Origin of the sequence: Amycolatopsis sp. CA-161197 (assembly GCF_050942255.1) — a bacterium.
Lineage (GTDB): Bacteria > Actinomycetota > Actinomycetes > Mycobacteriales > Pseudonocardiaceae > Amycolatopsis.
Genome location: NZ_CP192059.1, coordinates 7,013,374 through 7,038,085, shown reverse-complemented (window position 1 = coordinate 7,038,085; position 24,712 = coordinate 7,013,374). Strand labels below are relative to the sequence as shown.

The following is a 24,712-nucleotide window of genomic DNA, read 5'->3' as shown; positions in this document are numbered from 1 at the left end:
GCTCCGCGAACCCGCCCGCGGGAGCCCCGCCGCCGACGCTCTCACCGCGCCGGCCCAGGTCTCATCCGGCACGGGTGAAGCGCGAGCCGTGTGCGGACGGTGACCGTATCCCCGGGACCCACCGGCCGGAGCCGCCGCGCAGGTCCGGCCACACCGGCAGTGACATCGGGGAGTCGCCCGTCGACGCGGGGCACCGCCGCAGCCCCCAACCCGGACGAGGGTGAGGTGGTCTCGTGAAGCTGCGCGGACGAACCGGTGCCACCAAGCGCAAGCGCTCCCAGCCGGGGCCGGTCGCGCCGACCTTCCCGCCGGGGAGCGCTCTGCCGCGGGTGCTCGTGATCATGGTCGGCGCCGCGTCGGTCGTCATCACCTTGGCCGGCCTGCGGGCGATCGCGTTCATCGTCGGGCCCGTGTTCCTGGCGATGGTCATCGTGGTCACCGCGAGCCCCGTGCAGGCCTGGCTGCGGCGCAAGGGCTGGCCGCGCTGGCTCACGACGGTCGTGCTCGTCACGGTGGTCTACCTGGTGATCGTGAGCCTGGTGTTCGTGGTGATCGTGTCACTGGCGCAGCTCGCGACGTTGCTGCCGACCTATGCGTCGAAGGCCAGCGACCTGCTGCGGTCCGTCACCGACAAGCTCGCCCAGTTCGGCGTGGGACCGCAGCAGCTGCGCGAGATGGTGTCTTCACTGGATCTCGGCAAACTCGCGAACTTCGTCGGTTCGCTGCTCTCCGGCATCGGCGGTGTGCTCACCAACCTCGTGTTCCTGCTGGCGCTGCTGCTGTTCCTCAGCACCGAGGCCACCTGGGCCGACAAGCGGCTGGACGCCATCGACACCGACCGGCCGTGGCTCACCGCCGCGTTCCACCGCTTCGCCGCGGGCACCCGCAGCTACATCCTCGTGACCACCGTCTTCGGCTTCATCGTGGCGGTGCTCGACGGGGCTGCGCTGGCGATCATCGGTATCCCCGTGCCGATCCTGTGGGGGCTGCTGGCCTTCGTCACCAACTACATCCCCAACGTCGGGTTCGTGCTGGGGGTGATCCCGCCGGCGCTGCTGGGCCTGCTCGACGGCGGCTGGGAGAAGATGATCGTCGTCATCGTGGTCTACTGCGCGCTGAACTTCGTGGTGCAGTCGCTCATCCAGCCACGTTTCGTGGCCGGTTCCGTCGGGCTCTCGACGCTGGTGACCGTGCTCTCCCTGGTCTTCTGGACGTGGCTGCTCGGCCCGCTGGGCGCGATCCTCGCCGTGCCGGCGACGCTGCTGATCAAGGCGCTGTTCGTGGACATCGACCCGACGGCGGGCTCGGCCGACGCACTCATCCGCATGGTCGCCAGGAGCCCCGACCGCGAGCCGGCTCCCGAAGCGGCTGCCGAAGCCGCGGCCGAGGAGCCCGGGGGACCGGCGAAACCCCGCGCCGACACCGGCGCGGACCCCGGAGAACCGGGGCCCGCGCCGGCCTGACCGCCCCGGTCAGAGCTTCTTCATCTCCTTGCCGTGCACCGCGAGCGCGTAGATCACGAGCACGTCGATGGCGATGATGAGCATCGACCACAGCGGGTACGCCGGCAGGAACGCGAGGTTCACGATCGCGCTCAGGCCCGCGAGGACGATTCCGGTGATCTGCGCTGCCCGGTTGCCCATGAAGACGCCGATGCCGACGAGGATCAGCAGGGCGCCGAGGGCGAGGTGCACCCAGCCCCACGTGGTGTAGTTGACCGAGACGACGAGCCCCGTCTCGTCAACCACGAAATAGCGGGTGTTGAGCAGCGCGACGAGCCCTTCGATCACCTGGAAGGCGCCCAGCAGCATCATCATGGTCGCGGCGAAGGCGACCCAGCCGGTCCAGCCGCTCGGTATCGACTGGCTGTCAGGGCGACGGCCGGTGGTTCCGCCGGCCTCGGTGTGCGGCGCTCGTGCTCCCGTGTCGGTCATGGTGAGAGTCCTCTCGTGTCCGCGGGATCCGTGCCCGTGGCGGGCTTGCGGAAAGCGTCGGACCCCGGCGCGGGTCCGGCCTCATCTGTCGCGGATGAAGCCTCACGCGAGACCGTGCTCGCGGGCGACGAGCACGGCGTCGCGGCGGTTCGTCACGCCGAGCTTCACGTAGATCGCGCGCACGTGGGTCTTCACGGTGTTGACGGACACCGTCAGGTCCGCGGCGATCTCGTCGAGTGAGCGTTGCGACGGCAGCCGCTGCAGCACGACCTGCTCGCGCTCGGTGAGGCGGTCGTCCACGGGCGCCGGGTCGAAGCGGCGCAAGCGGTCGCGAACCGACGCCGCGAAGCCGTCGAGCCGGCCGAAGCCGCCCGAGTGGTCCACGAGCAGGTGCCGCACGGCCGGGTCGGCCAGCGCGAACGGCCGCACGAAGTCACCGCCGACCGCCAGGCCCAGCGCGTGTTCCAGCGTCCGCAGCGCCTCGGTGCGGCGCCCGGCGCGCAGGGCGAGCGCGGCTTCGGTGAGCTCGACGTCGACGGGCGTGGTCGGCAGGAGCGCCGCGCGGCGGGTGCGCACCGCGGCCGCGGCCTCGTCGGGCCGGCCCGCGGCGAGGTGGGTCCACGCCTGCATCAGGTCCAGCTCGCGCGTGTCGGGGAGACGGTCGCGCGCCCACAGGAGGACTTCGTTGGCGTGCAAGGGTTCCCCGAGGAACACGGCCGCGTGGTGCTCCAGCACGGCGACGAGCGCGGCCGGGCCGGCGGCGAGCTCGCCGAGCTCGTGGCGGGCGCGGCGCATGGTCTCGAGGCCGTCGCGGCGGTCCTCGCTGTCGAACTGCGCCGCGCCGCCGAGGAACGCGCCCAGCGGCATGGCCGCGTCGCACGCTTCGCGGGCGGCAGCCGCCGGGTCGAGCCGGAGCAGGTGGTCGCACGCGAGCACGAGCCGGCAGACGGCCAACCACGGCGACCGCGGCCAGCCGTGCCGGACGGCGAGCTCGACGGCCTCCTGGCCGGCCGCTCGGGCCGCGTCCTGGTTTCCGCCGAACGCGTCGGCCACGGCGAGCGCGGCGAGGCCGTGGAGCACGAGGTAGTCCTGGCCGTCGGCGCGTGCGGCGGCGAGGGTGTCGCGGAGGCGTTTGGTCGCGTCGCGCCACGCGCCGCGGCAGAGCGAGGACCACGCGCGGTCGAGGTCCGCCCAGGTGCCCGGCTCGGCGGGGCCGGGCCCGTCCGGACGGCGGCCCTCGGCCAGCGCGTGGTGGCGGGCCAGCAGGGGGTCGTCGGACGGTTCGGCCGGGTCGCCGCTCTGGATGGCGGCGAGCGTGCGGGCGGCGCGCAGGCCGGGGTCGAGGTCGGCACCCAGGTGGGCCAGGGTTTCGCGCACGGCGACGTCGTCGCCGGCGAGCAGGCACGGGATGGCGTGGGCGTGGAGGAGCTCGACGATGCCGTCGCGGTCGAGGCCGGCGACGGCGTGTTCGAGCGCTTCGCCGATGCGCTCCTCGTTCGCGAACCAGCGCGCGGCCGTGGCGTGCAGCTCGCCCGCGAGGCCGGGGTAGCGCAGGTCGAGGTCGGCCCGCAGGTAGGAACGCAGCAACGGCTGCACGCGGTAGGAGGCGCTGGGGTCGTCGATGCGCGCGACGAGGAACGTGTGGCGCTCCAGCTCGGCCAGCACCGCGCCCGCGTCTTCGCGCGCGGCCAGCTCACGGGCCAGAGCGGCCGGCACGGCGTCGCACACGCTGATCCGGCGCAGCAGCTCGGGCGCGCCTTCCGGCAGGCGGGCGAGCACCTCGTCGGCCAGGAACCCGGCCACGGAGCGGTCGTCGCCGTCGAGCTGGGTGAGGAAGGCGTCGACGTCGGCCCCGGTCCGCAGCGATACCGCGGCCCAGTGCACGGCGGCGGTCCAGCCCGCCGTGCGCTCGACGAGGCGGCGCACGTCGTCCTCGCCGCAGCGCACGCCCGTGACCCGCAGCAGCTGCGCGGTCTCGGCGGTGGTGAAGCGGAGGTCGTCCGCGCTGACGCGGGCGAGGTCGCCCTGCACCTGCAGGCGCGCGAGCTGCAGCCGGGGATCGGCGCGCGCCGCGAGCGTGAGGCGCAGCCCGGCGGGCGGGGTGCGGATGAGCGCGGTCATGTCGTGCAGTGGGCCGGCGGCCACGATCTCCTGGAAATCGTCGAGTACCAGGTGGACCGGGGCGGGCAACGCGTCGAGGGCGTCGACGAGCTCGGCGAGGAAATCCGCGCGGCTGTCGCCTTCCGGCGCCGCCACGGTGTGGACCCGGCTGTCGGCGGGCACGGTTTTGTCGAGCGCGCAGAGGATCGCGGACCAGAAATGGCGCGGGTCGTTGTCGTCGGGGTCGAGGGAGACCCATGCGACGGGCCGGGTCGTGGCCCACTCGGCGAGCAGCGCGGTCTTGCCGAAGCCGGCGGGCGCGCAGACGGCCGTGACGGGACTGCCGGCGGCCGCGTCGAGCGCCTCGAGCAGTCGTGGGCGCGTCACGAAATCCGGTGGCAGCAAGGGCATTGTCACCTTCGCGCCCGGCACCCGCCACCGGTTGGTCCTCGACCGGCCGGCTCCACTCACGCCTTCGACCGTAAGGCGTCGCTGTGACGAAGGAAGGGCCGAACGTCCCAACTAACTGTCCACGAGACCGCGTCGGACGGCCGAACGCACGGCCTCCCGTCGCGAGCCGACGCCGAGCTTCCGGTACAAAGCGCGGACGTGCGTTTTCACGGTGTTGGGCGACACCATGAGGTCTCCGGCGATCTCGTCGAGCGAGCGGACCGTCGGCAGAAGGCGCAGCACCGTCCGCTCACGTTCGGTGAGCGCGACGGCGTCAGGCTGCCTTCCGCGGACCGCGCGCGCTTGGCGGAGGTCCGTGGTGAAGCGGTGGCCGCCGGGCACGTCGAGCAGCGCCAGGTCGAGCACCTCCGGGGCCGCGGTGACGAGCGGGCGGAGGACGCCGAGCCGCTCGGCCGGGCCGAGCGCCTTCGCGACGGCGCGCCGCGCCCGGACGTCCTCACCGCAGCGCAGGGCGATTTCGGCTTCGAGCAGCCAGGCCGTGACCGGGGTCCACGGCAGCACCGGGGCGACCGCGCCGTCGAGCAGCGGGCGCAGCAGGTTGCGCGCGTGGCCGTCGCGGCCGAGCACGACCTGCGTGCTCGCGCGGACCAGGAGGATCTCGGCGGCCGCGGGGATCCGTTCGCGCGCCCAGGTGAGCACGTCACGGGCGGTTTCGCCGCGGCCGAGGCGCGTGGCGGCGTCGTGCTCGCACACGGCGGCGAGGGCGACGACGCCGTCGGGCAGGGGAGCGGGACCTTCGGCGAGACGGGCGTCGGTCATGCGGCGCAGCCCGGCCGAGCGCTGCCCGCCGTCGAAGCGCGCGGTTCCTTCGAGGGTGGCGGTCAGCAGCGTGAGGCCGTTGTCACCGAGGGCGTCGGTGGTGGCGAGCACGCGCGCGACGCGCTCGATCTGGGCGAGGCAGGCCGACGCGTCCGCGCGCAGCAGGGCCCCGCAGGCCAGGATCAGTGAGGTTTTCGCGCCGGCGACGGTGTCGCGCCAGCCGTGGGTTTCCGCGAGCGTGTCGGCGTCGCGGGCGAGGGCGGTCATGGCGCGGAAGTCGCCCGTGGCCGCGGCGATCCCGGCGAGCACGGTGAGGCACTGCTGTTCCAGGTGCCCGTGGCCGTGCGCACGGGCGAAGGCCAGCGCCGACTCCACGGGCCGGCGGGCCTCGACGGCGCGGCCGGCGGCGAGCAGCGCCTGGCCGGACTCCAGCAGCGTCATGGCGCTGAGCGCGGAACCCTGCACGGCGACGGCGTCGATGTCGCCTTCCAGCGAGCCCGCGGCGTGGGCGAAACGGGAGTCGACGAGCCCGCGCAACGCGTGCAGCTCGCGCGACGGCTCGCGGGGCCACGCGCGTTCGGCCAGCGTGACCTGGGCGCGCGCGGCACCGGGGCGGGCGGCGTCGAGGTGTTCGAGCGCGCCGGTGAGGGCGAGCCACGGGTCGTCGCCGACCACGTCGTCGCTGAGCGCCGCGCGGGCTCGGCGCAGCACGTCGTGTTCGCCGGCGAGCAGCAGGTCGAGCGCGTGGCGGCGCAGCAGGTCCGCGACGAGCGCGGCGTCGCCGGCCTCCAGCGCGTGGGACACGGCGTCGCCGGCCTGGTGGCGCGCGCGCAGCCACTCGGCGGCGCGGCGGTGCAGCGCGGGCACCCGGCGGGGCGTGCGGAGCATGAGGTCGGTGAGCAGGTGGGCGCGCAGCAGCGTGTGCAGGCGGTAGATCCGGCGGCCGGCGCCGGTGCGGAACAACATCGCCGTGCGGTGTTCCAGGTGCGCCAGCACTTCGCCCGCGTCGGCGCGCCCGGACAGCGCGGTGGCGAGCGACGCGGAAACGCTTTCGCAGACGCTGATCTCGCGCAGGAACTGACGCTCCTCTTCGGACAGTGGCGCGAGGACCTCGTCGACGAGGTAGGCGCTCACCGTCGGGTCGGCGCCGGTGAACTCCGCGCCGCCCTTGAGGGTTTCGGCCGCCAGGCGCAGCCCGCTCGCCCAGCCTTCCGTGCGCGTGACGAGCCGGTCGACCTGCTCGGCGCCGATGGTGACGCCTTCGGCGGTGAGCAGCGCCGCGGCTTCGTCGGGGCGGAATCGAAGGTGGTCGGAGCGCAGGTCGGCGAGCCGGCCGGACAGCCGCAGCCGGGCCAGCGGGAGCGGTGGGTCCCAGCGCGTCGACAGCACGAGCCGCAACCCGCGCGGGCGCAGGCGAAGCAGCTGTTCCACGTCGCGCAACGGTTCCGTCGCCACGAGCTCGTGCACGTCGTCGAGGACCAGGCGCAGCGGCGCTGGCAGGGTGTCGAGGGCGTCGACGAGGTCGGCCAGGAAACTCGGGTTGTCCGCGTCGAAGTCGTGCAGGCCGGGCGCCGCGGGGGTGAGCGCGTCGAGGAGTCCGGAGCGGAACCGGTACTGGTCGTTGTCGGCGGCGTCGAGCGAAAGCCACGCCGCGGAACCGAGTCCGCCGCTGCGCAGCCATTCCGCGAGGACGAGGGTCTTGCCGGATCCCGCGGGCGCACACACCATCGTGGCGGCTTCCGGCGCCGCGCGATCGAGAGCTTTCAGCAGCCGCGGCCGGGACACGAACCCGTCCGGCAACTCGGGCACACTCCTCTTGCGCCGCGGCACGCGCGGCTTTTCCTTGTGGGACACCCGCTTCTCCCTCCAGCCCCGCCGGATCCCACTGTTGCACGCCCACCGCCCGAACACGAGCTCATCCGGCACGGGCGAGGACGCCCACCCGTGCACGCGCGACGGTGGCGGCGAGGGGCGCTCGAAGGGCCAGACGGGAGGCTCAGGTGTCGCAGTCCAGCTACGTTTTCCGCGTCTCCGGCCGCCTGTCCGACCGCGCCGCCCACGCCGTCGTCGACTTCGGCGAGCTGGAAGTCGCCGCCGCCCCACCGGAAACGATCATCTACTGCCACGTCACCGACGAGGAACGCCTGCACCGCTTGCTGAGCCTCTTCCGCGTCCTCGGCCTCGACGTCGTTTCCATGCACCAAGTCCCGTGATTTTCCCGCCGGCACGGCTTTTTCACGCCCGTCGGCATTCGGGTGAGCTTCGTCGGCCCGGCTAACACCCCGTGGTGGAGCGGCGACTTACCGACTCCGCTCGTCACGAAGGGAAGTCCGCCAGGTCAGGGTGGTGGCTGCGGCCGGGCTCGCCGCGGCCGGCCCAGGGGGTCACGGACGGTGATGGCTTGGGGCGATCACGGCGCCGTCCCGCGGTGACCGCGGAGCCGCCGACACGCCGCGGGCGGTCAACGCGTTCGACCCGCTCTCCGATGTCGCAGCGGGCTGGTTCATCCCGACCGCACCCTCAGCGCGGCCGAGGCGACGGCCTCGGGGGCAGCTCGTCCAGGAGAATCGCGTCGAGCCGCCCCGAAGCCCTCCGCAGGCTCCGCGCCGCCAGCCGCACCAGGACCCCCGCGGCCACGACGACGAGCACCCCGAGGCTGATCACCCCGGCGTGCGCCAGCAGCACCTCCCGGTGGTGCCGCGCCAGAAACCCGACGGCGATCCCGACGGCCAACGCGTCCACCAGCGCCAGCCGAACCAGCCCCGGCCCCGGCGGACGTCGTGCGGCACCCATTGCTCAACCCTCCCGAGCGGGGTCGTGGCGGCGACGTCCTTGCAACCTAGACGACCCGTCCCACTCCACGGCACAACCTCAACCTGTTCGGCGTACTGCACCGGCCCACCCCGGGCCCTGTGATATTTTGGATCGAACTGGGGCTCATGTGCTAATGCAAACTTGGGTGCCAGCGAGGGGCCGGTAGCTCAGTTGGTTAGAGCAGGGGACTCATAATCCCTTGGCCGTCGGTTCGAGCCCGACCCGGCCCACTCTTCAAGCCTATATTGTGCCTCTCACCTGCGTAAACGTGGTCATTAGTTGATCTTCGCGAGACTCTTGGCAAGGTGCCAACAACTGGAACAGCGCTTGGAACCCAAGGGATTATCCGAGTACGACTGATCTCATGACCGCCGCTGAGGCACCGGACGAGGTGCTGGACTCCGGAGGACATCAGGGCGCTCGTCGGGGACTGAAGAACGCATCTGAAGGCCAAGAACCGCGCTGACTCCACGATCGATGCGTACCTCGAGAGCGTCGCCATGCTGGTGAACTACCTCGACGACGAGAACAAGTCGATGCTGGCTCGTGAGGTCGACCGGCGAGAACTCGAACGTTACTTCGAGTATTTGCGGGAACGTCCGAACTTCCGCACAGGGAAGTCACTCTGCGCTCGAGGCCGTCGGGGTCGACGCCGATCGTGGCGGCGAGTTCCCGGACGGTGCCGGCGGTGTGCAGGTAGCCGGACTCGGTGTACCGCCTGAGGACGGCCTTGGGCAAGTGCGGGCGGATCATGCCGAGCCCATACCGGGAGAGGGTCCGGGAGTCGAGCACGAGCCAGGCCGGGATGGTCGGCACGGACTTGTGCGAGTCGTACATCGCGGTCTCGTGGAGCGGCCCGATCTGGTGACGGATCCGCGGTTCGCCGATCGAGAAGACCGGAAACGTCATCGCCCGGAGCTCAGCGACGAGCTCAACCGGGCGCTGCGGCTTCGGAGCGCGCTGGAGTGGGAGACCGAGCTGTCGGCTGCCGGCGTGCCCGCCGCACGCATTCTCACGGTGCCCCAGGCGCTGCGGTCGGAGCAGCTCGCGCACCGCGGGTTCTTCACCGAGATCGGGTTTCCGGGTGACGCCGGTCGGACGTTGCGCAGCAGCGGCAACGGCGTGCTCGTCGACGGCGAACCGCTCCGGCCGACCAGCGCGCCGCCGCGGCTCGGGGAGCACAACGACGAAGCCGCCGAACTCGTAAGGCGCTGGCGGGACACCGGCATTCCGTCGCCGGCGCGGCCGATTCCCGACCAGGTGTCGCTCGGCCGGACCGAAAGGGACTGACATGACGGTCACGCCTCGACAGGCCACTGTGGACGATGTCGCCGACTGGTGGGCCAACAGCATCTGCCGGATGGAGCCCGGTGTGGTCGAGCTCCGGGGAATCCCGGTGCAGGAGCTGATCGGCCACCGCGGCCTGGTGTCGACGATCTGGCTGATGGTCCGTGGCAGCAGTCCGACCACCGCCGAGGCCGCGCTGCTGGAGGCGGCGATGGTCGCCTCGGTCGACCACGGCCCGCAGGCGCCTTCCATCGCGATCGCCAGGATGACGGCGACGTGCGGCGTCGGCATGAACAACGCGATCGCCTCCGGCGTCAACGCCCTCGGTGACTCCCACGGTGGCGCCGGACAGCAGTGCGTGGAGCTGCTGTCCGACGTCGTGGCGAGGGAATCGACCGGACTGGATCTCGAAGCCGCGACGGCGGAAGTGGTCGCCGAGTACCGTGCGCGCGACCCGTACTTGCCCGGGTTCGGCCACCGTCCTCCACGGTCCGAACCTCAATCTGCTGGGGGAGCGCCGTCCGGAGACGTACGGGACCACCACGCTCGCCGAGATCACCGCCGACGTCGACCGGACCGCGGCGCGGTGGGGCGCCACGGCCGTCCATTACCAGTCGAACCACGAAGGCGCCCTCGTCGACTGGGTGCACGCCCACCGCGGCGCGGTCGACGCGATCGTGATCAACCCGGCCGGGCTCACCCCGGTGGCCTACTCGCTCCTCGACGCCATCCGGGACACCGATCGCCCGTTCGCCGTCGTGCACATCTCCCAGTGGCACGCCCTCGACGGTAAGGAGCGCATCGACATCTTCGCCGCCTCTGCCGCGGTGTACCTGGCCGGTGCGGGCTGGCAGGGTTACGCGCTGGCCGTCGAGGCGCTCGTCTTCAAGGTTCAGAGCATTCTGGCCGCGGAGATCCCTCCGCGAGTGACGAGTTAGCGGGCATCGGTAGGAAAGACGACATAGCGGGTCGGTCAGGGTCGGAATGCTGGTACTCCGCCGGCGGCCGGCGGCGGCGGGTCAGGCTTGCACGTCGGCCCGGTCGACAGCGCGGGCGGCGCGGTAGGCGAACGCGATGATCGGGCCAAGGGTGGCGCCGCCTGCCCAGTAGGCGCGCCCCGACGCGGAGGCCACGCAGTTGCCGACACCGTAGAGGCCGGGTATCGGCGCGCCGAGGTCGTCGAGCACGCGTCCGTCGGGGTCGGTCCTCGGGCCGCCCTTGGTGTCCAGAGTGCCGCCGGTGACGAGTGCGGCGTAGTAGGGGCCGGTGTCGCTGATCGGCCACATGGTCGGGTTGGTGCGGCCGGGTTCTTCCTTCACCGGTCCGTTGAACACGAGCTGGATCGCGGTATCGCCCCGGGCGAAGTCCTCGTCCTTGCCGTTCGCGGCGAAGCCGTTGAACCGGTCGATCGTCCCCGGCAGGTTCTCTTCGAAATCGTCGGCGAGTTTGAAGCCGCCCGTCTTGGAGGCGAGGGCCGAGAGCCGCTCGCGGATTTTCGCCGTGAGCTCGGCGAGCGTCTGACCCTTGATGACGTGCTCGTCGTCGTTTCCGGGCGGGACGATCAGACGGCCGTACTCGTCGCTGGCGGAGTGGTCCTGGCTGCGTTGGTCCCACAGCTGCACGAGCACCAGGTTCGGGTAGCTGCCGGTCGCCGGGTCCCAGCGGAAGAACGTCCGCGCGGCTTCGTTGTAGGGCTGCTTCTCGTTGGCCACGCGCTCGCCGTGGCGATTCACGAGAATCATCGAATCGCCGGCCACCGAGAACATGCCGACCAAGTCGGATCGCCCGGTCTTCTCCAGCGGTACTGGGCACATCCAGGCGTGGTTCATGGTGCCAAGCTGCGTTCCCAGTGGCGAAGCGATGCGCACGAAGTCACCCTCGTTCGTCACCGCCGCGCACCCCGGATAGGCCGGCACACCGAGGTGGTCGCGGCGCAACTGGTCGTCGTGGGTGAAGCCACCGGTCGCGAAAACCACGCCCTTGCGTGCGAGGACCCGAACGGTGTCTCCGGAAACCGTAGTGGCCTCGACCCCGGTGACGCGGCCGGCGTCGAGGATGAGCCTCTGGACCCGATGCCCGGTGTACACGTGCACGCCGTCTCGCTCGGCGGCGGCGGACAACTGCTCGACCGCGCGCGCACCGCCGTCGGACATCGATTCCCGCGCGTCCGCCGGCACCAGCACGCGCCCCTTTGGTGCCTTGTCCTCCGGCAGTTCCGACCAGTAGTCCGGCACGTCCGGGCAATGCCGGTAGGTCAGCGCGCCGCGTTCGGCGAGGAGCTCGGCAGCGGGGCTCGCGCTCTCGTGGAAGGCGCGCACCATGCCGACCTCCCACTCGGTCAGACCGGCCGTCGGGCTTTCCGGGTCATACCTGGTCGGCTGGGAGAGGCGGGCGACGTAGCGGAGGAAATCCTCGAACCGGTCTTCGATGCCGAGGGCGCGCATGGGCTCGTTGTTCGGCACCCAGTACCAGAACGCGGCTTTCCTGACTGTGCCGCCGAGCTCCGGTGCCTTCTCCAGCAGGATCACGTCGTTGCCGAGCCACTTGCTGAACAGTGCGGTCGGCAGACCGCCGCCACCGCCTCCGACCACGATTACATCGGTTTCGAGATTTGCGGACGTGAGAGATGTGGGTCGGGCGCTCTCCCTCGGAGCAACCAAATCCGTCGTCATGCGTTCACTGTGAGACGGCTCCGCCCCGCGTGGTTGTCTCACAATGAGACAGTGGCGATGCCGGCCCGGTGGAAGAGAATGAGAGCGCCGGGAGGGTCGGTACGGTGAACACAATCCGGTGAACACAATGGAGTGACAACGGATGGGCTACGAGATCGAAACCCGGGACGGCCTCGCCCGCCTGCGACAGGCCAGGGAGCTCTTCCTGACCGAGCGGCGATTACCGGAAGACCTGCCGGCTTGGTTGTCCGCTGCCTGGCGCCGTTCGTACTTCGCCGAACTCGACGTCACTCGCGACCACGTGCCCGCCTCGCCTGTCTCGCTGGACACCCCGCTGGTCCGCGCCGCGACTCCGGTTCTGACCAAGCTCGCCGGCGACCTCGTCGGGCTCGGTGCCGCCCTGGTGCTCAGTGACCGCCACGCCCGTGTTGTCGGCTGTTGGGCCGATGACGAAGCAGTGGGCGCCCACCTCGCCCGGATCGACACCCGATTGGGTGCGGACCTGTCGGAACGCTCCACCGGGACCAATGGGATCAGCCACGTCCTGGACACGGGCGGTCCGTGCGTGATCGGCGGGCCCGAACATTTGTTCGGGCTGTACCAGAACACGGTGTGCGCGGGTGCGCCGGTGACCGACCCGGTCACGCGGAAGGTCAGCGGCGCCGTCGCCGTAGTGTGCGGGCTCGACGCGCCGTTGCGGGTGCTGCACGCGGTTGTGACCACGGCGACCGGCGCGATCGAGCGGGAACTCGTGCACGCCGCGTCGGCGCACGAGCACCGCCTGCTCGAGGCCTACCTGCGAGCCGGGCCTGTCCGGTATCCGATCGCTGTGCTGGACGGCCGGACCAGGCTCGTCAGCGACTCCGCCGCCCGCCTCCTGCGGCCTCGTGACATCGACACCCTGGAGTCCTACGCGATCGAGGCGGCACGCGATGGCGCATTGCCCACCACCGAACTGATCCTCGACGACGGGGTGAAGGTCCGGCTCAGACTCGCAATACCGGGTGACAGCAGAGGTGTGCTGGTCGTCGTCGAACCGCCGCGGCCCCGCACCGCACAACGGAGTGCCAAGCTTTCGCTGTTCGCTGACGCGGGGCTGGCGGGGACCTCGCCGGCCTGGCGCTCGCTCGAGCGTTCCGTAGTGCGGGCGGGCACCCGGCCGATGTTGCTGGTGGGCGAGCCAGGTGTGGGCAAGGCCGACGTCGCGCGCGCGGTGCTCGGCGATTCCGCTGTCCTCGACGCAGTAGACGACGACGCCTGGCTGGAGGATGTCGCCGACGCGTTGGCGGCACCCGCCGTGCTGTTGCGTCATGTCGAGCGCTTGCGGCGCGGCCGAGCCACCCGGCTCGCCGCCCTTCTTGCCGAAGACCATTCCGCACGGGTGATCGCGACATTCACCACCGGCACCGGTTCGGCCACCGCGGAGGTGCTGCGTACCGGCTGGTCACCTGTCGAGGTCGTGGTTCCCCGATTGCGTGAGCGAACGGCCGACATCCCCGAACTCGCGCAGCGATTCGCCGGAGGCGCGCACTTCACTCAGGACGCGCGCTCGACGCTGCAGCGCCACGACTGGCCGGGCAACCTCACCGAATTGAAGGCAGTGGTCGCGTGGGCGGAGGCTGAAGCATGCGGGACGACCGTGAGCGCACGCCATCTGCCAGGACGCCTGCGTTCTTCACCCGCCCACCCTCGCCTGACGGAGCTGGAAAAAGCCGAGCGCCTGGCCATTTCCGACGCCCTGCGCACGGCGAGCGGCAACCGCGTGCGGGCGGCCGCCCTGCTCGGCATCGGCCGCGCGACGCTCTACCGGAAGCTGCGCCGCTACGGACTGGAGTGAACACGCGCACGTAGCCGGGCACCACTGACCGGTCACCCGGCGCGCGCTTGGCCATCGGACCTCCCCGGCTCGCCGGTGAGCCGGGCGGCCGGCGCCCGGCGGCATCTGGCACGAGCCTAACCGGGCATTCCGGCAGCCGCCGGGAGAAAAGTGCAGGTCACCAGCCTGACGGGTGTTTCTACGTCGGTTCGGCGTTCACCACGTCGGTGGCCAGCCCCGCGCAGCGCGGGCACGTCCTGAGGTTCATGCCGCCGACCTGGGGCCGAACGGCGTCACCCGGATGACAACGCGCAAGGTGCTGTCGCACAACGGATAGTCGGCCTGGCCGCGTACCGCGCGCCGGAGCCCGGCGGGCTGCGAAACCACATCGCCGGCACGCGCGAACCGGCGGCTCACACTGCGCGAACGTGGCGCCGGCGTCGTCTCGGTGAAGCCTGAGCTCAGGCCGCACTGGGACGGGAACCCGAGCTCCGGCACCCGCCCAAGCGGCGGTGTGGGGAGATGGAATACGAGCCTTGGTTCCGAGAAGCGTGCGTCGCACGGCGGCGCGCGGGGGGCGCTGCCGGTCAAGCAGAGGCCGGCAGCGCCCGCCTTTCGCCGCGGCCGAGCAGGCCGAGTTCGGGTCGCCCTGGGGATGCGCCACGGAGGCGGCGGCGGACGACTGTGGGCACGCGGCGCCGGTGGCCGCGTGCCGAGTCAGTCGTCGGTGTTGAGGCCCTGGGCCTGGTTGAGGCGCTGGGCTTCGTGGAGCTGGTCTTCGAGGGTGATGATGCGGCAGGCGGCGTCGATGGCGGTGCCCTGATCGACCAGTTCCCGTACGCGGGTGGCCAGGCGCAGCTGGTGCCGGGAGTAGCGGCGGTGGCCGCCGGCGGAGCGTTGCGGGGTGATCAGGCCGGCCTCGTCGAGGCTGCGCAGAAAACCTTGGGTGGTGCCGAGCATGTCGGCGGCCCGGCCCATGGTGTAGCCGGGGTAGTTCTCGTCGTCGAACTTGTCGGCCCCGCTGGGCGTGGCCGGTCCTTCTTGGTCAGGGATCATTCCACCTCCACATCACGAAGGACCCCGGGTGCCGCATGCGGCACCCGGGGTCCTCAAGGGTTGGGTTTCACCATTGTCAACCGACGTGACCGCCGGCGTCTTGCACCCGCGTCCGGCGGAAAGCCGGATCCCGCGGGGATCGCTCATTCGTAACCGAGCACCACCTCCGAACTCGATGGGACTGCGGCACCCGCGCGGCGCTACCCAGCCGCTGCGGGCGATCCAATGATGTTCCCGTTCCCTTCTTTCCTGTGTTTTCCACTTACTCGGTACTGCTACTTCACCTGCTGCGAACGTCATCGCGGGGAACCCTTCCACTGATCGGTCCCAGCACACTGACGCCGCTGGCCACTGCCCGGAGCCCCGTTCACTGATCGGCTCCGGGCACCTGACCGGTCCTGCAACTGCACTAACACACAACAACAACCACTGCTGATACTGCTGATCTTCACGGGCGCACACGCTCCGCCCGCGTCCTGCACTACCGCTCCGGGGCCAGCTACTACCTGGGCCGAACCTCTTCACCGCCCGGTCCCGGGTACTGCTCCCGGTCACCAGCCGGAACCTGTTCCTTGATCGGCTCCGTCCTGCCTGACCGTCTTGTCTCACCTCGCGGGTAGTTACGTTTTCTCCCGCGCCTGCTTGACGTTGTCTCTCTCGTACGTGGAGAACATTACACACACTCGCCGTTGAATGTCTACTCCAGCCGCCATAGATTTTCTGGGTCGGGTCGGACGGATGGTGGGGTGAGGGGGCACACGAGCATGAGTGACGAGGTCACGCACGATCCGCTCGGTGATCGGTACGGCCTGCTCGGGGTGCGCGACCTGAGCGAGTACGCCGAAGCCCTGACGCGGTTGGTGGAGCGGGGGCGGCAGGAGCGATGGGTGGCGATGCTGTCGGAGGCCGAGGCCTATGCGGCGGCGGAGCTGCTCGGGCAGTTCGCGCAGCTCGATCCGTCAGGTGAGTTGAACCAGCTGGCCGCCTCCCTGGCCAGCCGCCTCTACAGCCGCCTCGGCGCCTGAAGGCCGGACATTCGCGGGTTGGGTGCTCCGGGATAGCACCCAAAGGTGCCCGGCCGCGACGGATCAGTGGCCGGGCAACGCCACGCGGGTGCCGGAGATGCGACCGGCGACGGTCCGTCTCGCGGCAGGGCGCCGCAGTCGCGGCGCGCAGATCGCGCCCGAGGCTGGCGGTGGCTCGTCGGCTGCACGGCGGGTGGCCCAGAGCGAGGATGAGGTGGCGCTGGGACACCCACTTCGGACCTGGCCTACAGGGCGGAGGAGGTGTCGGTGCCGCCGACGATGTGGATCGGGCCGATGTCGATCTGGGAGTCGTCCATCGTGCGCAACACCGCGATCATCAGCCCGGCCGCGACCGTGGTAACCGTCGCTGAGCGCTGTGAAGGTGGCGCTGCCGGCCGCTGTTTGACCGGCAGCGCCCTCGCGCGCCGCCCGTGCGACGCACGGTCCTCGGGCCGCCGCCCATGGGTACGTCCGCATTCAGCCGGCTACTTCCCAAGTTCGGTTGCCTTGCGGTGTGCCGCCGCGGCGGAGGCAGCTGCGAGCGTGCTGCCTTCGGCGGCCAGGGCGTCCAGCACGAGCGCGCGGCGCTCGTGCCAGGCGGCCCAGGTGTCCGGCCCGGCGGCGGTACCTGGGCGGGTTAGGTGCAGCGCGCCGAGCTCACTCAAGGTGTTCGTCGCTTTTCCTTCCTCGTGCGCGGGTGTTTCGTACCCATTCAGAGTGGCTGGCGGCTTCGGAGTTCGCTTCGGAAGAACTACGGAAGAACTACGTACGCAGCGTCAGAGGGGTATAAGCCCCGTGCGTGTAGATCCGGCGGGGAGATCTGCACGGCTCTGGAATAAGCAAGGAGCAGGGCCTAAGCCTGCCACCGGAAAAGGATCACCGACCCCGTCGCCGGCGGCTGGCCCGGTGATGGTCGAGAGGAACGGCGTGGGGTCAGCCATGCGCCACGCCCGGCGTGCGGACATTCGCGGCGGACCGGGCTAGTACTGCAACGGCAGTTGGTGGTGTTGTGGTAGATCATCCTGGTGGTGGTCGATGTGGTGATGGATCGGCTGGATCGGGTGCATGAGCGGATAGGGGGCCGGTTCGCGCGGTCGGAGCCGCGTAATCGTGCGCGGGAGTATGTGTCCGGGCTGGTCGCGGGCTTGGAGCGGAAGATCGGGTGGACGCTGGCCGAGCAGGCCGGCGAGATGTCGCCGGATGGGATGCAGCGGCTGCTGCGCTGGGCGGACTGGGACATCGACGGTGTTCGTGACGATGTGCGGGACTACGTGGTCGAGCATCTGGGTGAGCCGGGTGGGGTGCTGATCGTGGACGACACCGGGTTCCTGAAGAAGGGTGTGCGGTCGGCGGGGGTGCAGCGGCAGTATTCCGGGACGGCGGGGCGGATCGAGAACTGTCAGATCGGTACGTTTCTGGCCTATGCCTCCGAGCGTGGGCATGCGCTGATCGATCGCGAGCTGTATCTGCCCGAGCCCTGGATCGCCGACCCCGCCCGGTGCCGGCGGGCGGGGATCCCGGAGGGGACCGAGTTCGCGACCAAGCCGCGCCTAGCCATGGCGATGCTGGCGCGGGCGTTCGCCGCGAAGGTGCCGGTCGCGTGGATCACGGCTGATGAGGCCTTTGGGCAGGTCAAGTATCTGCGGTTGTGGCTGGAAGCTCACGATGCCGCGCACGTGCTGGCCACCAAGGTCAACGACACCCTGGTCACCACCGGCGGTCGCGAAGCCCGAGCCGACCAGCTGATCGCGGATCTGCCTGCCCGGTCGTGGCGGAGGTTGTCGGTCGGCGCCGGGGCGCACGGGCCGCGTGAGTACGAGTGGGCGCGGGTCCCGATCCGGATCGGCTGGCAGCCCGGACGCGGGCACTGGCTGCTCGCCCGCCGCTCGCTCTCGGATCCGACCGAGATCGCCTACTACGTCTGCTACGGACCCCGCCGCTCGAGCCTGCTGGACCTGGTCTGGATCGCCGGCACCCGGTGGCGGATCGAGGAATGCTTCCAGCAGGCCAAGAACGAAGCCGGACTCGATCACTACCAGGTCCGGTCCTGGCGGGCCTGGTATGCCCACATCACTCTCGCGATGCTCGCCCACGCCTGGCTCGCCGTCTCCCGATCCATTGCCATAAAAGGGGAACGGGTGCCGGTGAGCCAGGCACGATCGGGTTCACGCTACCGGAGATCCGGCGGCTGCTCACCAAACTGATCCTGCGTGTCACCAACGCTGCCGACCACGTCTGGGCGTGGTCCCGCTTGCGGCGCCGACGACAACACCAAGCCCGACTCAGCCACTACAAACGACGCGGCTACCCACTCACCTAACTGCCATTGCAGTACTAGGCGGGTCGTGATCGCACCCTCCCCTCGCGCGCGACGCCGGGGAGGTGCCGCATGACTGGCCTCGTCTCGCCCCTTGCGCTGCCGGGCCGGGTCACCGTGCCAGCCCGAGCAGAGACGTCACGTCTCGTTCCGATGGGCCTCCCGCTGCTTCGCGATCTCAGTGCTGTGGACGGTCCACGGCTGTCGATCGCGCTGATGGACAGCGGCGGCCGGCTGCAGGACCGCGGCGCCGTCGCGGCCCTCGGCTGGAACCCGGGGGACCGGTTGCTGATCACGCTGGTCGAGACCTCCGTCGTGATCCGCCGGCGCACGGACGGAGTGTTCGTGATGCCCCGCAAGCCCTACGTCGTGCTCCCGGCCGCAGTCCGCCGCGGGTGCGGAGCGCTGGCGGGCAGTCGCCTGTTGTTGGTCGCCGACCCCGTCCAGGACGTTCTCGTCGTCCACCCGGAAGCCGCCCTGCAAATGATGCTCCGTACCTTCCACGCCGCGCTGGCCACCGCTGAGGAGTCGTCATGACCAACCCCGCAACCCCACAGGACCTGGAAGCGGCCCGGCTGCTGCTGTCCCGCCTCGGCGTCGACCCGGCCGATCTCGTCACCGCTGGCCGGGAAGAGCCCGTAGCGGCGGACACGGAGGGGGATGAGCGGCCGATGCCGACGATCCGTGAGTGGATCCCGGTGGTGGCCGGCCTGGTGTCCCGGAGCACTTCGGCCTCCTACGGGTCGTGCTGGAACAAGGCCGAGGCGGAGTGGGGTGATCGGGCCATGGACACGATCACCGCCAGCGAGATCAAGGCCCTGTCGGAGCTGGTGCGCAGCACCGCTCTGGTTCGCCGGAACTCCCGCGGTGGGCGTAACGCGGCGGAGAACTTCGTCGCCGCTGTGGCTGTCTCTACAGGAACCTGGAGAACGACGGGCGCCTCGATCGGCACCGCAACCCGGCCCGCCGGGTCACCAAGCCGCGCCGCAATGCCTCCACCCGCCGCGCACTGTCGAACAAGCAGTTGGCTGAGCTCAACGACGTCGTCGCCAGCACGGGCGATGACCCGGAGCTGGACTCGCTGATCTGCCGCCTGCACGAGGAGACCGCGAGCAATGCGCGGTCTGGACGTGCAGGTTCGTTCCGCCGCGAACACCGTGGTCGTTAGCAGTGAATCTGCTCCGGTGGACGGACAGGGGAAGTGCCCGCCACCGGACACCATCAAGCTCTAACCAGGAGAGGCGCCGTGCCATACGACCACCCCTCGGTCCGACCGCGCTGTAAACGAAGTGACCGGCGAGGTTCGCGGCTGGCTCATGGGTCACCGCAGTGTGAGGTGGTTAGAGGAGAACGACGACCTCGACGTTTGAGACATCATGGACGACAAGAGGAGCGCCGCGTGGAAGCTGGGCTCCAAGATGTTGCCCGGGGATGATGATCGCGTGCGCCGGCGGTAGTCGGCGACTAGGTCTACGTACAGCTGACCCACCGGCAGCCTCGCCGCCGCGGCCGAGCCCGAGAACACCGCACTCATCCAGCTGATCCGCCTGTCCGCGCTGCTGCTGGTCTCGCATCGAGAAAAAAACTAGCACTCAGGGCGAGCCCAGTGCCGTGGCGATTAGCAGCGGGGCCGCAGCGGCCCATGCCTGCGGGGAGGCCGAGTGTGGATACGGGACCGGGTGCGGGGTTTCGCCGCGCGCGTAGCCGGTCATCACTTCGGGCAGGCGGTTTCCCGGCTGGTGCGTCGCAGCGGCCAGCAGGCCTTCGGCGATGCGGGTGGCTTCGGCCGTGAGTCCGGCCCGGGCCAACCCGGCTACGGCGATCGCGGTGTCGTGGGGCCAGACGCTGCCGTTGTGGTAGGACACTGGGTGGTACGGCACCTGGTCGGCGGCGAGTGTGCGGAGTCCCCAGCCCGAGAAGAACTCCGGCGCGCCGAGGCGGTGTCCGACCTGTTGGGCGAGCCCTGTCGGCAGGATGTCCGACCAGAGCACGTGCCCGGCGTTGGACGCGAGGGCGTCGACCTTCCGGCGGCGGCCGTCGAGGGCCAGTGCGACGAAGTCCTCGCCCGGCAGCCAGAAGTCGTCGGCGAAGTCGGTGCGCAGCTGGGCGGCGCGGGTGAGCAGCCGGTCTGCGAACGGTGCGTCCTGCCAGACCTCGCGGGCGATCTCGGCGGTCGACAGGAGTGCTTCGTAGGCGTAGCCCTGGGCCTCGCACACCGCGATCGGTCCCTCGGCGAGCTCGCCGTCGGCGAAGCAGATGGACCGGGCGGAGTCCTTCCAGCATTGGTGCACCAGGCCCGCGCCGTCCGTGCGGTACACGAGGTAACCGTGCTCGTCGAGACCTCCGTGGTCGAACATCCAGCCGACGGCGGCGCGTGCCGCGTCCTCCAGCTCGATGGCCACGCCGTCGCCCGCCACGCCCCGGTGCCGGCCGAGCAGCACGAGGAACAATGGCGTTGCGTCGACGGTGCCGTAGTACTGCCCGTACGGCGTCTGCCCGAAGCGGCTCAGCTCGCCGCGGCGCACCTCGTGCACGATCTTGCCCGGTTCTTCGACCCGTTCCGGGTCGACCGTGGTGCCCTGGACCGCGGCGAGCGCGCGCAACGTGGCGGCCGCCAGTTCCGGCCGGTACGGCAGCGTCGAGAGGGAAGTGATCAGGCTGTCGCGCCCGAACAACGTCAGGAACCACGGCACGCCGGCGCCGGGGACGCGCAGGTCCGACCGGCCCGGCGCCGGCACCCGCAGATCCGCGAGATCGGCGAGCCCGGCCGCGACGGCGGTGCGCAGCTCGGGCCACGCGATCTCCGGAACGCCCGTCGTACCCAGGAATTCCTGGCTGTCCGCTTGCGCTTCCCGCACGACGTCGGCGAGAACCGCGGGTCGCGCCCCCGGATCCGGAATCCGGTCCCCTTCTCCCGCGACCACTTCCACCCGCAGCGACGTTTCCCCGTGCGGCGGCAGTGTGAGCGTCCAGCTGATCCGGTCGCCGGTGCACACGGCCGGCGCGGAGGAGCGCACGAACGTCCACTTGCGATAGTCGGCTCGTTCGTAGGCGAGCAGCACGTCACCGTTCGCCCGGTTCGAGGCCGAGTACTTCCCTGGCCGGTCGTACTTCCTGGTGCCGCGCAGCTCGAACTGGTCGGCGAAGTCGGCCGCGAACCGGAACGACACGGTCACCTCGCTGGGCACCGCGAGATGGCTGCGGACGCGGACGTCCTCGACCAGCGTGCCGGTGCCCAGCGCGTGGTCGCGGAACACGGAGTACGCGGGGTCCTCGTTGCGCGGCGTGGCCGGCGTGAGGATCACGCTCGCCGAGTGCCGGTCGTGCTCTTCGCTCAGCACCCGCAGCGAAGCCTCGGTAGAGAGCTCCCACCTGGACAGGTGCCGGGTGTCGTCGACGTACAAGCCTTCGGTGCCCGCCGCGACAACGGCCGCGGGGCCGGTGATCAGGAACGTCGTGCCCCGCACGAGCGTGTGCGCGGTCATGCCGTCCGCCCGTCCGCCGCCGGCACCTCGAGCAGGTCGATCGCCACCGCGGCCGTCCAGCTGAAGTCGTCGCTGCCGTGCCCGGCGCCGGTGAGCGGGTCGACGTACTCGCGGAACCCGGCGAGCCGGATCGCGTCCAGCATGCCCTCGCCCAGTCGGCCGGCGAGCTGGTCGTGCCCGTGCGTGCGCAGGCCGTGCCAGATCAGCCAGCCGGTGTTGAACCACGCCGGGCCGCGCCAGTAGCGCGCTGGCTCGAAGTCGGCGGAGGTGAGGTCGTAGCTGGGCACCGGGCTGAGCTCACCGAGGCGGAAGTGCTCGCCGCGCGCGGTTTTCAGCAGTTCCTCCACGACCGGGAGGCCGGGCACGACCAGCGGCACGAGGCCGCCGACCGTGCGCTGCCGCAGCAACGACTTCGTGTGCGCGTCGCGGGCGAAGAAGGTGCCTTCAGCCGGGTCGTAGAGCCGGGCCACGAGCGAGTTCGTGAGCGAAGCCGCTCGTTCGCGGTGCGGTGCGGGGTCGGTGCCGAGCTCGCCGGCCATCGCGGCAAGCGCGGTCTCCCCCACGGCGAGCAGCGCGTTGGTCAGCGGGTCCTCGACGGCGAACGCCGAACCGCCGAGTGTGTCGACGAAACCGGCGTCGCGGTAGTCGGCGGCTAGCCGCACGTACCGGCCGTAGTCGAGGTCGGTCGGACGCTCGCCCGCCCCCGCGTGCCCCAGGTCCCGCCGGACGAACGTCGCCGGAGCGACGGGAGCGACCCGGCCGAGCGGTTCGTCCCACGCCGGGCTGTTGTCCAAACCGGACTCCCACGGGTGGATCACGCACACGAGCCCGTCGCCGGCGAGGTCCCGGCGGTCGAACAGGTAGTCGTGCCAGCGCTGCAGCTTCGGGTAGAGGCGGCGCAGGAACCCGCGGCGGCGCGAGGTGACCGGGTCCGCCCGATGTACCTTCCACGCGGCGAGCGCGTGGAGCGGGGGCTGCACGAGCCCCGAGGTGACCAGCCCGGTCGACGCGAGCCGGGCGCCCGGGCCCCAGAAATCGGGGCCGGGGAAGTACGCGTTCGCGGGCACTGCCGGGTTGAAGACGATCTGCGGGACCCGCCCGTCGGGCCACTGCGCGCCGAAGAGCGACTCGAGCTCCCGCTGAGCGCGCACCGCCGACAGGTGCCGCAGCCCCAGCGCGATGAACGCCGAGTCCCAGCTCCACTGGTGCGGGTACAACCCCTGAGCGGGCACGGTGAACCCACGGCGCCAGTTGGCGAGCAGGATCCGCCGCGCCCGCCGGGCGAGGTCGTCGGTCATGCGAGCCGTCGCAGGAACGGTGGCACGGAGGCCACCGCGTCCGCGGGTTCCCCGCGCAGCCGGCTTTCCAGCGCCAGGTCGCCCTCGTAGCCGAGGGCGGCGAGCGCGCCGAGCACCGCGGGCCAGTCGAGGTGCCCGGCGCCGGGCTGGAGCCGGTTCGAGTCGCTGACCTGCACGTGGCCGAGGTAGGAGGCGAACCGTACGAGCGAGTCCGCGGGGTCGTCCTCCTCGATGTTCATGTGGTAGGTGTCCGCGCCGATGCGAACGGAGTCCAGGCCCACCTCGTCGATCAGCGAAGCGGCCTGCTCGAGGCGGTTGACCATATGGTCCTCGTAGCGGTTGAGCGGTTCGAGCAGGAGCAGCACGCCTTCGGCCCGCGCGTGCTCGCCGAGCTCGGTGAGGCCCGCGAGCAGCACTTCGCGGTCCTGCTCCTCGGTGCGCGGCGGCTCGAACGGCGGCAGCCGGCGCGAGAACATGCCGTAGGACGCCGGGGTCATCGCCCCGATCCCGCCCAGCTCGGCGATCACCGAGAGCTGCGAGCGCATCTGCTTGATCGCGTCGGCGCGCACGTCGGGGTCGAAGGCGCCGAAGAAGTGCAGCATGTCGACGCACACGGTGCGCATGACGACACCGTTGCGGGCCGCGCGGTGCAGCTCCGGCAGGCGGTGCTGCAGCGCGAAGTCCTTCTTGCCTCGCAGTTCGATGGCGTCGTAGCCGGCCGCGGTGGCGAACTCCCACTTCTCTTCGAGGGTGTCGCCGGGCAACAGCTGTTCCTGGCAGGCGAGTTTCAGCATCAGTTCTCCGTGTAGTCGAGGACGACCTGCAGGGCTTCGGCCGGGCGTTCGTCGAGCAGTTCGTAGGCCTGCTCGACCTCGCCGACCCCTACGCGGTGGGTGACGAGCCGGACGGGGTCGACCGCGCCGTCGGCGGCCAGCCGCAGGAAGGTGCGGTTCATCCGGTCCTGGTCCCACCGGCCGGCCAGCCGCCACGGCACGCCGCCGATCTGCGAGGCGACGATCTCGACGCGGTTGTGGTGGAACTCCTCGCCGAGCCGCAGGCCGGTGCCGTCGCCCTGGTAGAAGCCGGCGGTGACCACGCGCCCGCCGACGCCGACCGTGCGGACGGCTTCGTGCAGCGCGCGGTAGGTGCCGCTGAGCTCGATCGCGACATCGGCGCCGTGGCCGCCGGTCGCGGCCCGGATCCGTTCCGCGGCGCTCGCGGCGGTGACGTCCACCGTCTCCACGGCACCGAACTCCTCCGCGATCGCCAGCCGCGCGGGAATGGCGTCGCACGCCACGACGCGCCCGCCGTTGAGCGTCGCCAAGCGCGTGGCGAGCAGGCCGATCACACCCTGGCCGAAGACGGCGACCGTCTCGCCGAGGTGGACGTCGGCGCCGAGGACCCCGTTGAGCGCCACCGCGCCGACGCGCGCGAACGACGCGGCGAGCGGGTCGAGCCCGGCCGGCACGACGTGGTCGGCGAGCTTCGCCGCCGGCACGACCGCTTCGCTGCGGTGGCCCCAGATCCCCCACACCACCTCGCCCACGGCCGGCGCCCCTGGCTGTCCGGCGACGTCGGCCGAGACTTCGAGGACCTCGCCCACCTCGGAGTAGCCCCAGCCTACGACCGGGTAGGTCTGGCTCGCGTCGCCGTCGACGAACAGCCGGCGTTGCTCATC

The 24,712-nt window shown here is 71.0% G+C and carries 20 protein-coding genes, 1 tRNA gene and 1 pseudogene; 11 read left to right on the top strand and 11 right to left on the bottom strand.

From position 1 onward, the window contains the following. The first annotated feature begins 233 nt into the window (after positions 1 to 233). Positions 234 to 1,463 (top strand): AI-2E family transporter, encoded by a 1,230-nt coding sequence (locus ACQPXB_RS32960; RefSeq protein ID WP_432845610.1) that lies wholly within the window; start codon positions 234 to 236, stop codon positions 1,461 to 1,463. A 9-nt stretch (positions 1,464 to 1,472) separates the two neighbouring features. Here the strand turns inward: ACQPXB_RS32960 and ACQPXB_RS32955 are convergent, their stop codons facing one another. The 3 genes from ACQPXB_RS32955 to ACQPXB_RS32945 form a co-directional block, all read right to left on the bottom strand. Continuing rightward, positions 1,473 to 1,934, bottom strand: coding sequence for a DUF7144 family membrane protein (locus ACQPXB_RS32955; RefSeq protein ID WP_366584971.1), 462 nt, complete (start codon positions 1,932 to 1,934; stop codon positions 1,473 to 1,475). 102 nt (positions 1,935 to 2,036) lie between these two features. Next, on the bottom strand, positions 2,037 to 4,445 hold the full coding sequence (locus ACQPXB_RS32950; protein WP_432845609.1) for a LuxR C-terminal-related transcriptional regulator: 2,409 nt from the start codon (positions 4,443 to 4,445) through the stop codon (positions 2,037 to 2,039). Positions 4,446 to 4,556: 111 nt separating this feature from the next. After that, positions 4,557 to 7,118: a LuxR C-terminal-related transcriptional regulator gene (locus ACQPXB_RS32945; RefSeq protein ID WP_432845608.1), complete on the bottom strand. Its 2,562-nt coding sequence runs from the start codon at positions 7,116 to 7,118 to the stop codon at positions 4,557 to 4,559. A 146-nt stretch (positions 7,119 to 7,264) separates the two neighbouring features. On the opposite strand from ACQPXB_RS32945, the gene ACQPXB_RS32940 reads away from it, so the two are divergent. Further along, positions 7,265 to 7,477 carry a hypothetical protein gene (locus ACQPXB_RS32940; RefSeq protein ID WP_220242519.1) on the top strand — a complete coding sequence of 71 codons (213 nt, stop codon included), beginning with the start codon at positions 7,265 to 7,267 and terminating at the stop codon, positions 7,475 to 7,477. Positions 7,478 to 7,784: 307 nt separating this feature from the next. Here ACQPXB_RS32940 and ACQPXB_RS32935 read toward each other — a convergent pair whose 3' ends face one another. After that, positions 7,785 to 8,057, bottom strand: coding sequence for a hypothetical protein (locus ACQPXB_RS32935; RefSeq protein WP_432845607.1), 273 nt, complete (start codon positions 8,055 to 8,057; stop codon positions 7,785 to 7,787). 177 nt (positions 8,058 to 8,234) lie between these two features. Here ACQPXB_RS32935 and ACQPXB_RS32930 point away from each other — a divergent pair. The 4 genes and pseudogenes from ACQPXB_RS32930 to ACQPXB_RS32915 all read left to right on the top strand — a co-directional run bounded on the left by ACQPXB_RS32930 (position 8,235) and on the right by ACQPXB_RS32915 (position 10,303). Beyond that, positions 8,235 to 8,308 (top strand) — tRNA-Ile (locus ACQPXB_RS32930). Between the two features lie 316 nt (positions 8,309 to 8,624). Then, a complete protein-coding gene (locus ACQPXB_RS32925) occupies positions 8,625 to 9,368 on the top strand; it encodes a CoA transferase (RefSeq protein WP_432845606.1) in 744 nt (247 codons plus the stop codon). 1 nt (position 9,369) lies between these two features. Continuing rightward, positions 9,370 to 9,786 (top strand): annotated as a pseudogene (locus ACQPXB_RS32920) (citrate/2-methylcitrate synthase); the annotation flags it as partial. A gap of 22 nt (positions 9,787 to 9,808) precedes the next feature. Then, positions 9,809 to 10,303, top strand: coding sequence for a type II 3-dehydroquinate dehydratase (locus tag ACQPXB_RS32915; RefSeq protein WP_432845605.1), 495 nt, complete (start codon positions 9,809 to 9,811; stop codon positions 10,301 to 10,303). A gap of 81 nt (positions 10,304 to 10,384) precedes the next feature. Here the strand turns inward: ACQPXB_RS32915 and ACQPXB_RS32910 are convergent, their stop codons facing one another. Further along, positions 10,385 to 12,163, bottom strand: a complete 1,779-nt coding sequence (locus tag ACQPXB_RS32910; RefSeq protein WP_432845604.1) for an FAD-dependent oxidoreductase — start codon at positions 12,161 to 12,163, stop codon at positions 10,385 to 10,387. 16 nt (positions 12,164 to 12,179) lie between these two features. Between ACQPXB_RS32910 and ACQPXB_RS32905 the strand changes: the two genes are divergently transcribed. Next, complete coding sequence (locus tag ACQPXB_RS32905; protein WP_432845603.1) at positions 12,180 to 13,874, top strand: sigma-54-dependent Fis family transcriptional regulator; 1,695 nt, start codon at positions 12,180 to 12,182, stop codon at positions 13,872 to 13,874. A 696-nt stretch (positions 13,875 to 14,570) separates the two neighbouring features. Here the strand turns inward: ACQPXB_RS32905 and ACQPXB_RS32900 are convergent. Continuing rightward, the gene (locus ACQPXB_RS32900; RefSeq protein ID WP_432845602.1) at positions 14,571 to 14,909 is read right to left on the bottom strand and encodes a MerR family transcriptional regulator; all 339 of its coding nucleotides are present in this window, start codon (positions 14,907 to 14,909) and stop codon (positions 14,571 to 14,573) included. Positions 14,910 to 15,673: 764 nt separating this feature from the next. On the opposite strand from ACQPXB_RS32900, the gene ACQPXB_RS32895 reads away from it, so the two are divergent. Next, a complete protein-coding gene (locus tag ACQPXB_RS32895; protein WP_432845601.1) occupies positions 15,674 to 15,934 on the top strand; it encodes a hypothetical protein in 261 nt (86 codons plus the stop codon). 485 nt (positions 15,935 to 16,419) lie between these two features. Here the strand turns inward: ACQPXB_RS32895 and ACQPXB_RS32890 are convergent, their stop codons facing one another. Next, positions 16,420 to 16,599, bottom strand: coding sequence for a hypothetical protein (locus tag ACQPXB_RS32890; protein WP_366584991.1), 180 nt, complete (start codon positions 16,597 to 16,599; stop codon positions 16,420 to 16,422). 360 nt (positions 16,600 to 16,959) lie between these two features. Between ACQPXB_RS32890 and ACQPXB_RS32885 the strand changes: the two genes are divergently transcribed. The 3 genes from ACQPXB_RS32885 to ACQPXB_RS32875 all read left to right on the top strand — a co-directional run bounded on the left by ACQPXB_RS32885 (position 16,960) and on the right by ACQPXB_RS32875 (position 19,336). Beyond that, positions 16,960 to 18,138, top strand: coding sequence for an IS701 family transposase (locus ACQPXB_RS32885; RefSeq protein ID WP_432845600.1), 1,179 nt, complete (start codon positions 16,960 to 16,962; stop codon positions 18,136 to 18,138). A 299-nt stretch (positions 18,139 to 18,437) separates the two neighbouring features. Continuing rightward, entirely contained in the window at positions 18,438 to 18,788 is a 351-nt protein-coding gene (locus ACQPXB_RS32880; RefSeq protein ID WP_432845599.1) for a hypothetical protein, read from the top strand. Beyond that, positions 18,785 to 19,336 carry a hypothetical protein gene (locus tag ACQPXB_RS32875; protein ID WP_432845598.1) on the top strand — a complete coding sequence of 184 codons (552 nt, stop codon included), beginning with the start codon at positions 18,785 to 18,787 and terminating at the stop codon, positions 19,334 to 19,336. The genes ACQPXB_RS32880 and ACQPXB_RS32875 overlap by 4 nt, the downstream gene beginning before the upstream one ends. Before the next feature lie 507 nt (positions 19,337 to 19,843). Here the strand turns inward: ACQPXB_RS32875 and ACQPXB_RS32870 are convergent. From ACQPXB_RS32870 to ACQPXB_RS32855, 4 genes are read right to left on the bottom strand one after another with little or no spacing between them, the layout of a single operon-like run. Next, entirely contained in the window at positions 19,844 to 21,736 is a 1,893-nt protein-coding gene (locus tag ACQPXB_RS32870; protein ID WP_432845597.1) for an amylo-alpha-1,6-glucosidase, read from the bottom strand. After that, complete coding sequence (locus ACQPXB_RS32865) at positions 21,733 to 23,034, bottom strand: MGH1-like glycoside hydrolase domain-containing protein (RefSeq protein WP_432845596.1); 1,302 nt, start codon at positions 23,032 to 23,034, stop codon at positions 21,733 to 21,735. Before ACQPXB_RS32865 ends, ACQPXB_RS32870 begins: the two co-directional genes overlap by 4 nt. After that, positions 23,031 to 23,828, bottom strand: coding sequence for a sugar phosphate isomerase/epimerase family protein (locus ACQPXB_RS32860; protein ID WP_366585001.1), 798 nt, complete (start codon positions 23,826 to 23,828; stop codon positions 23,031 to 23,033). Before ACQPXB_RS32860 ends, ACQPXB_RS32865 begins: the two co-directional genes overlap by 4 nt. Then, entirely contained in the window at positions 23,828 to 24,637 is an 810-nt protein-coding gene (locus ACQPXB_RS32855) for a zinc-dependent alcohol dehydrogenase (RefSeq protein ID WP_432845595.1), read from the bottom strand. The genes ACQPXB_RS32860 and ACQPXB_RS32855 overlap by 1 nt, the downstream gene beginning before the upstream one ends. Positions 24,638 to 24,712: the final 75 nt, after the last annotated feature.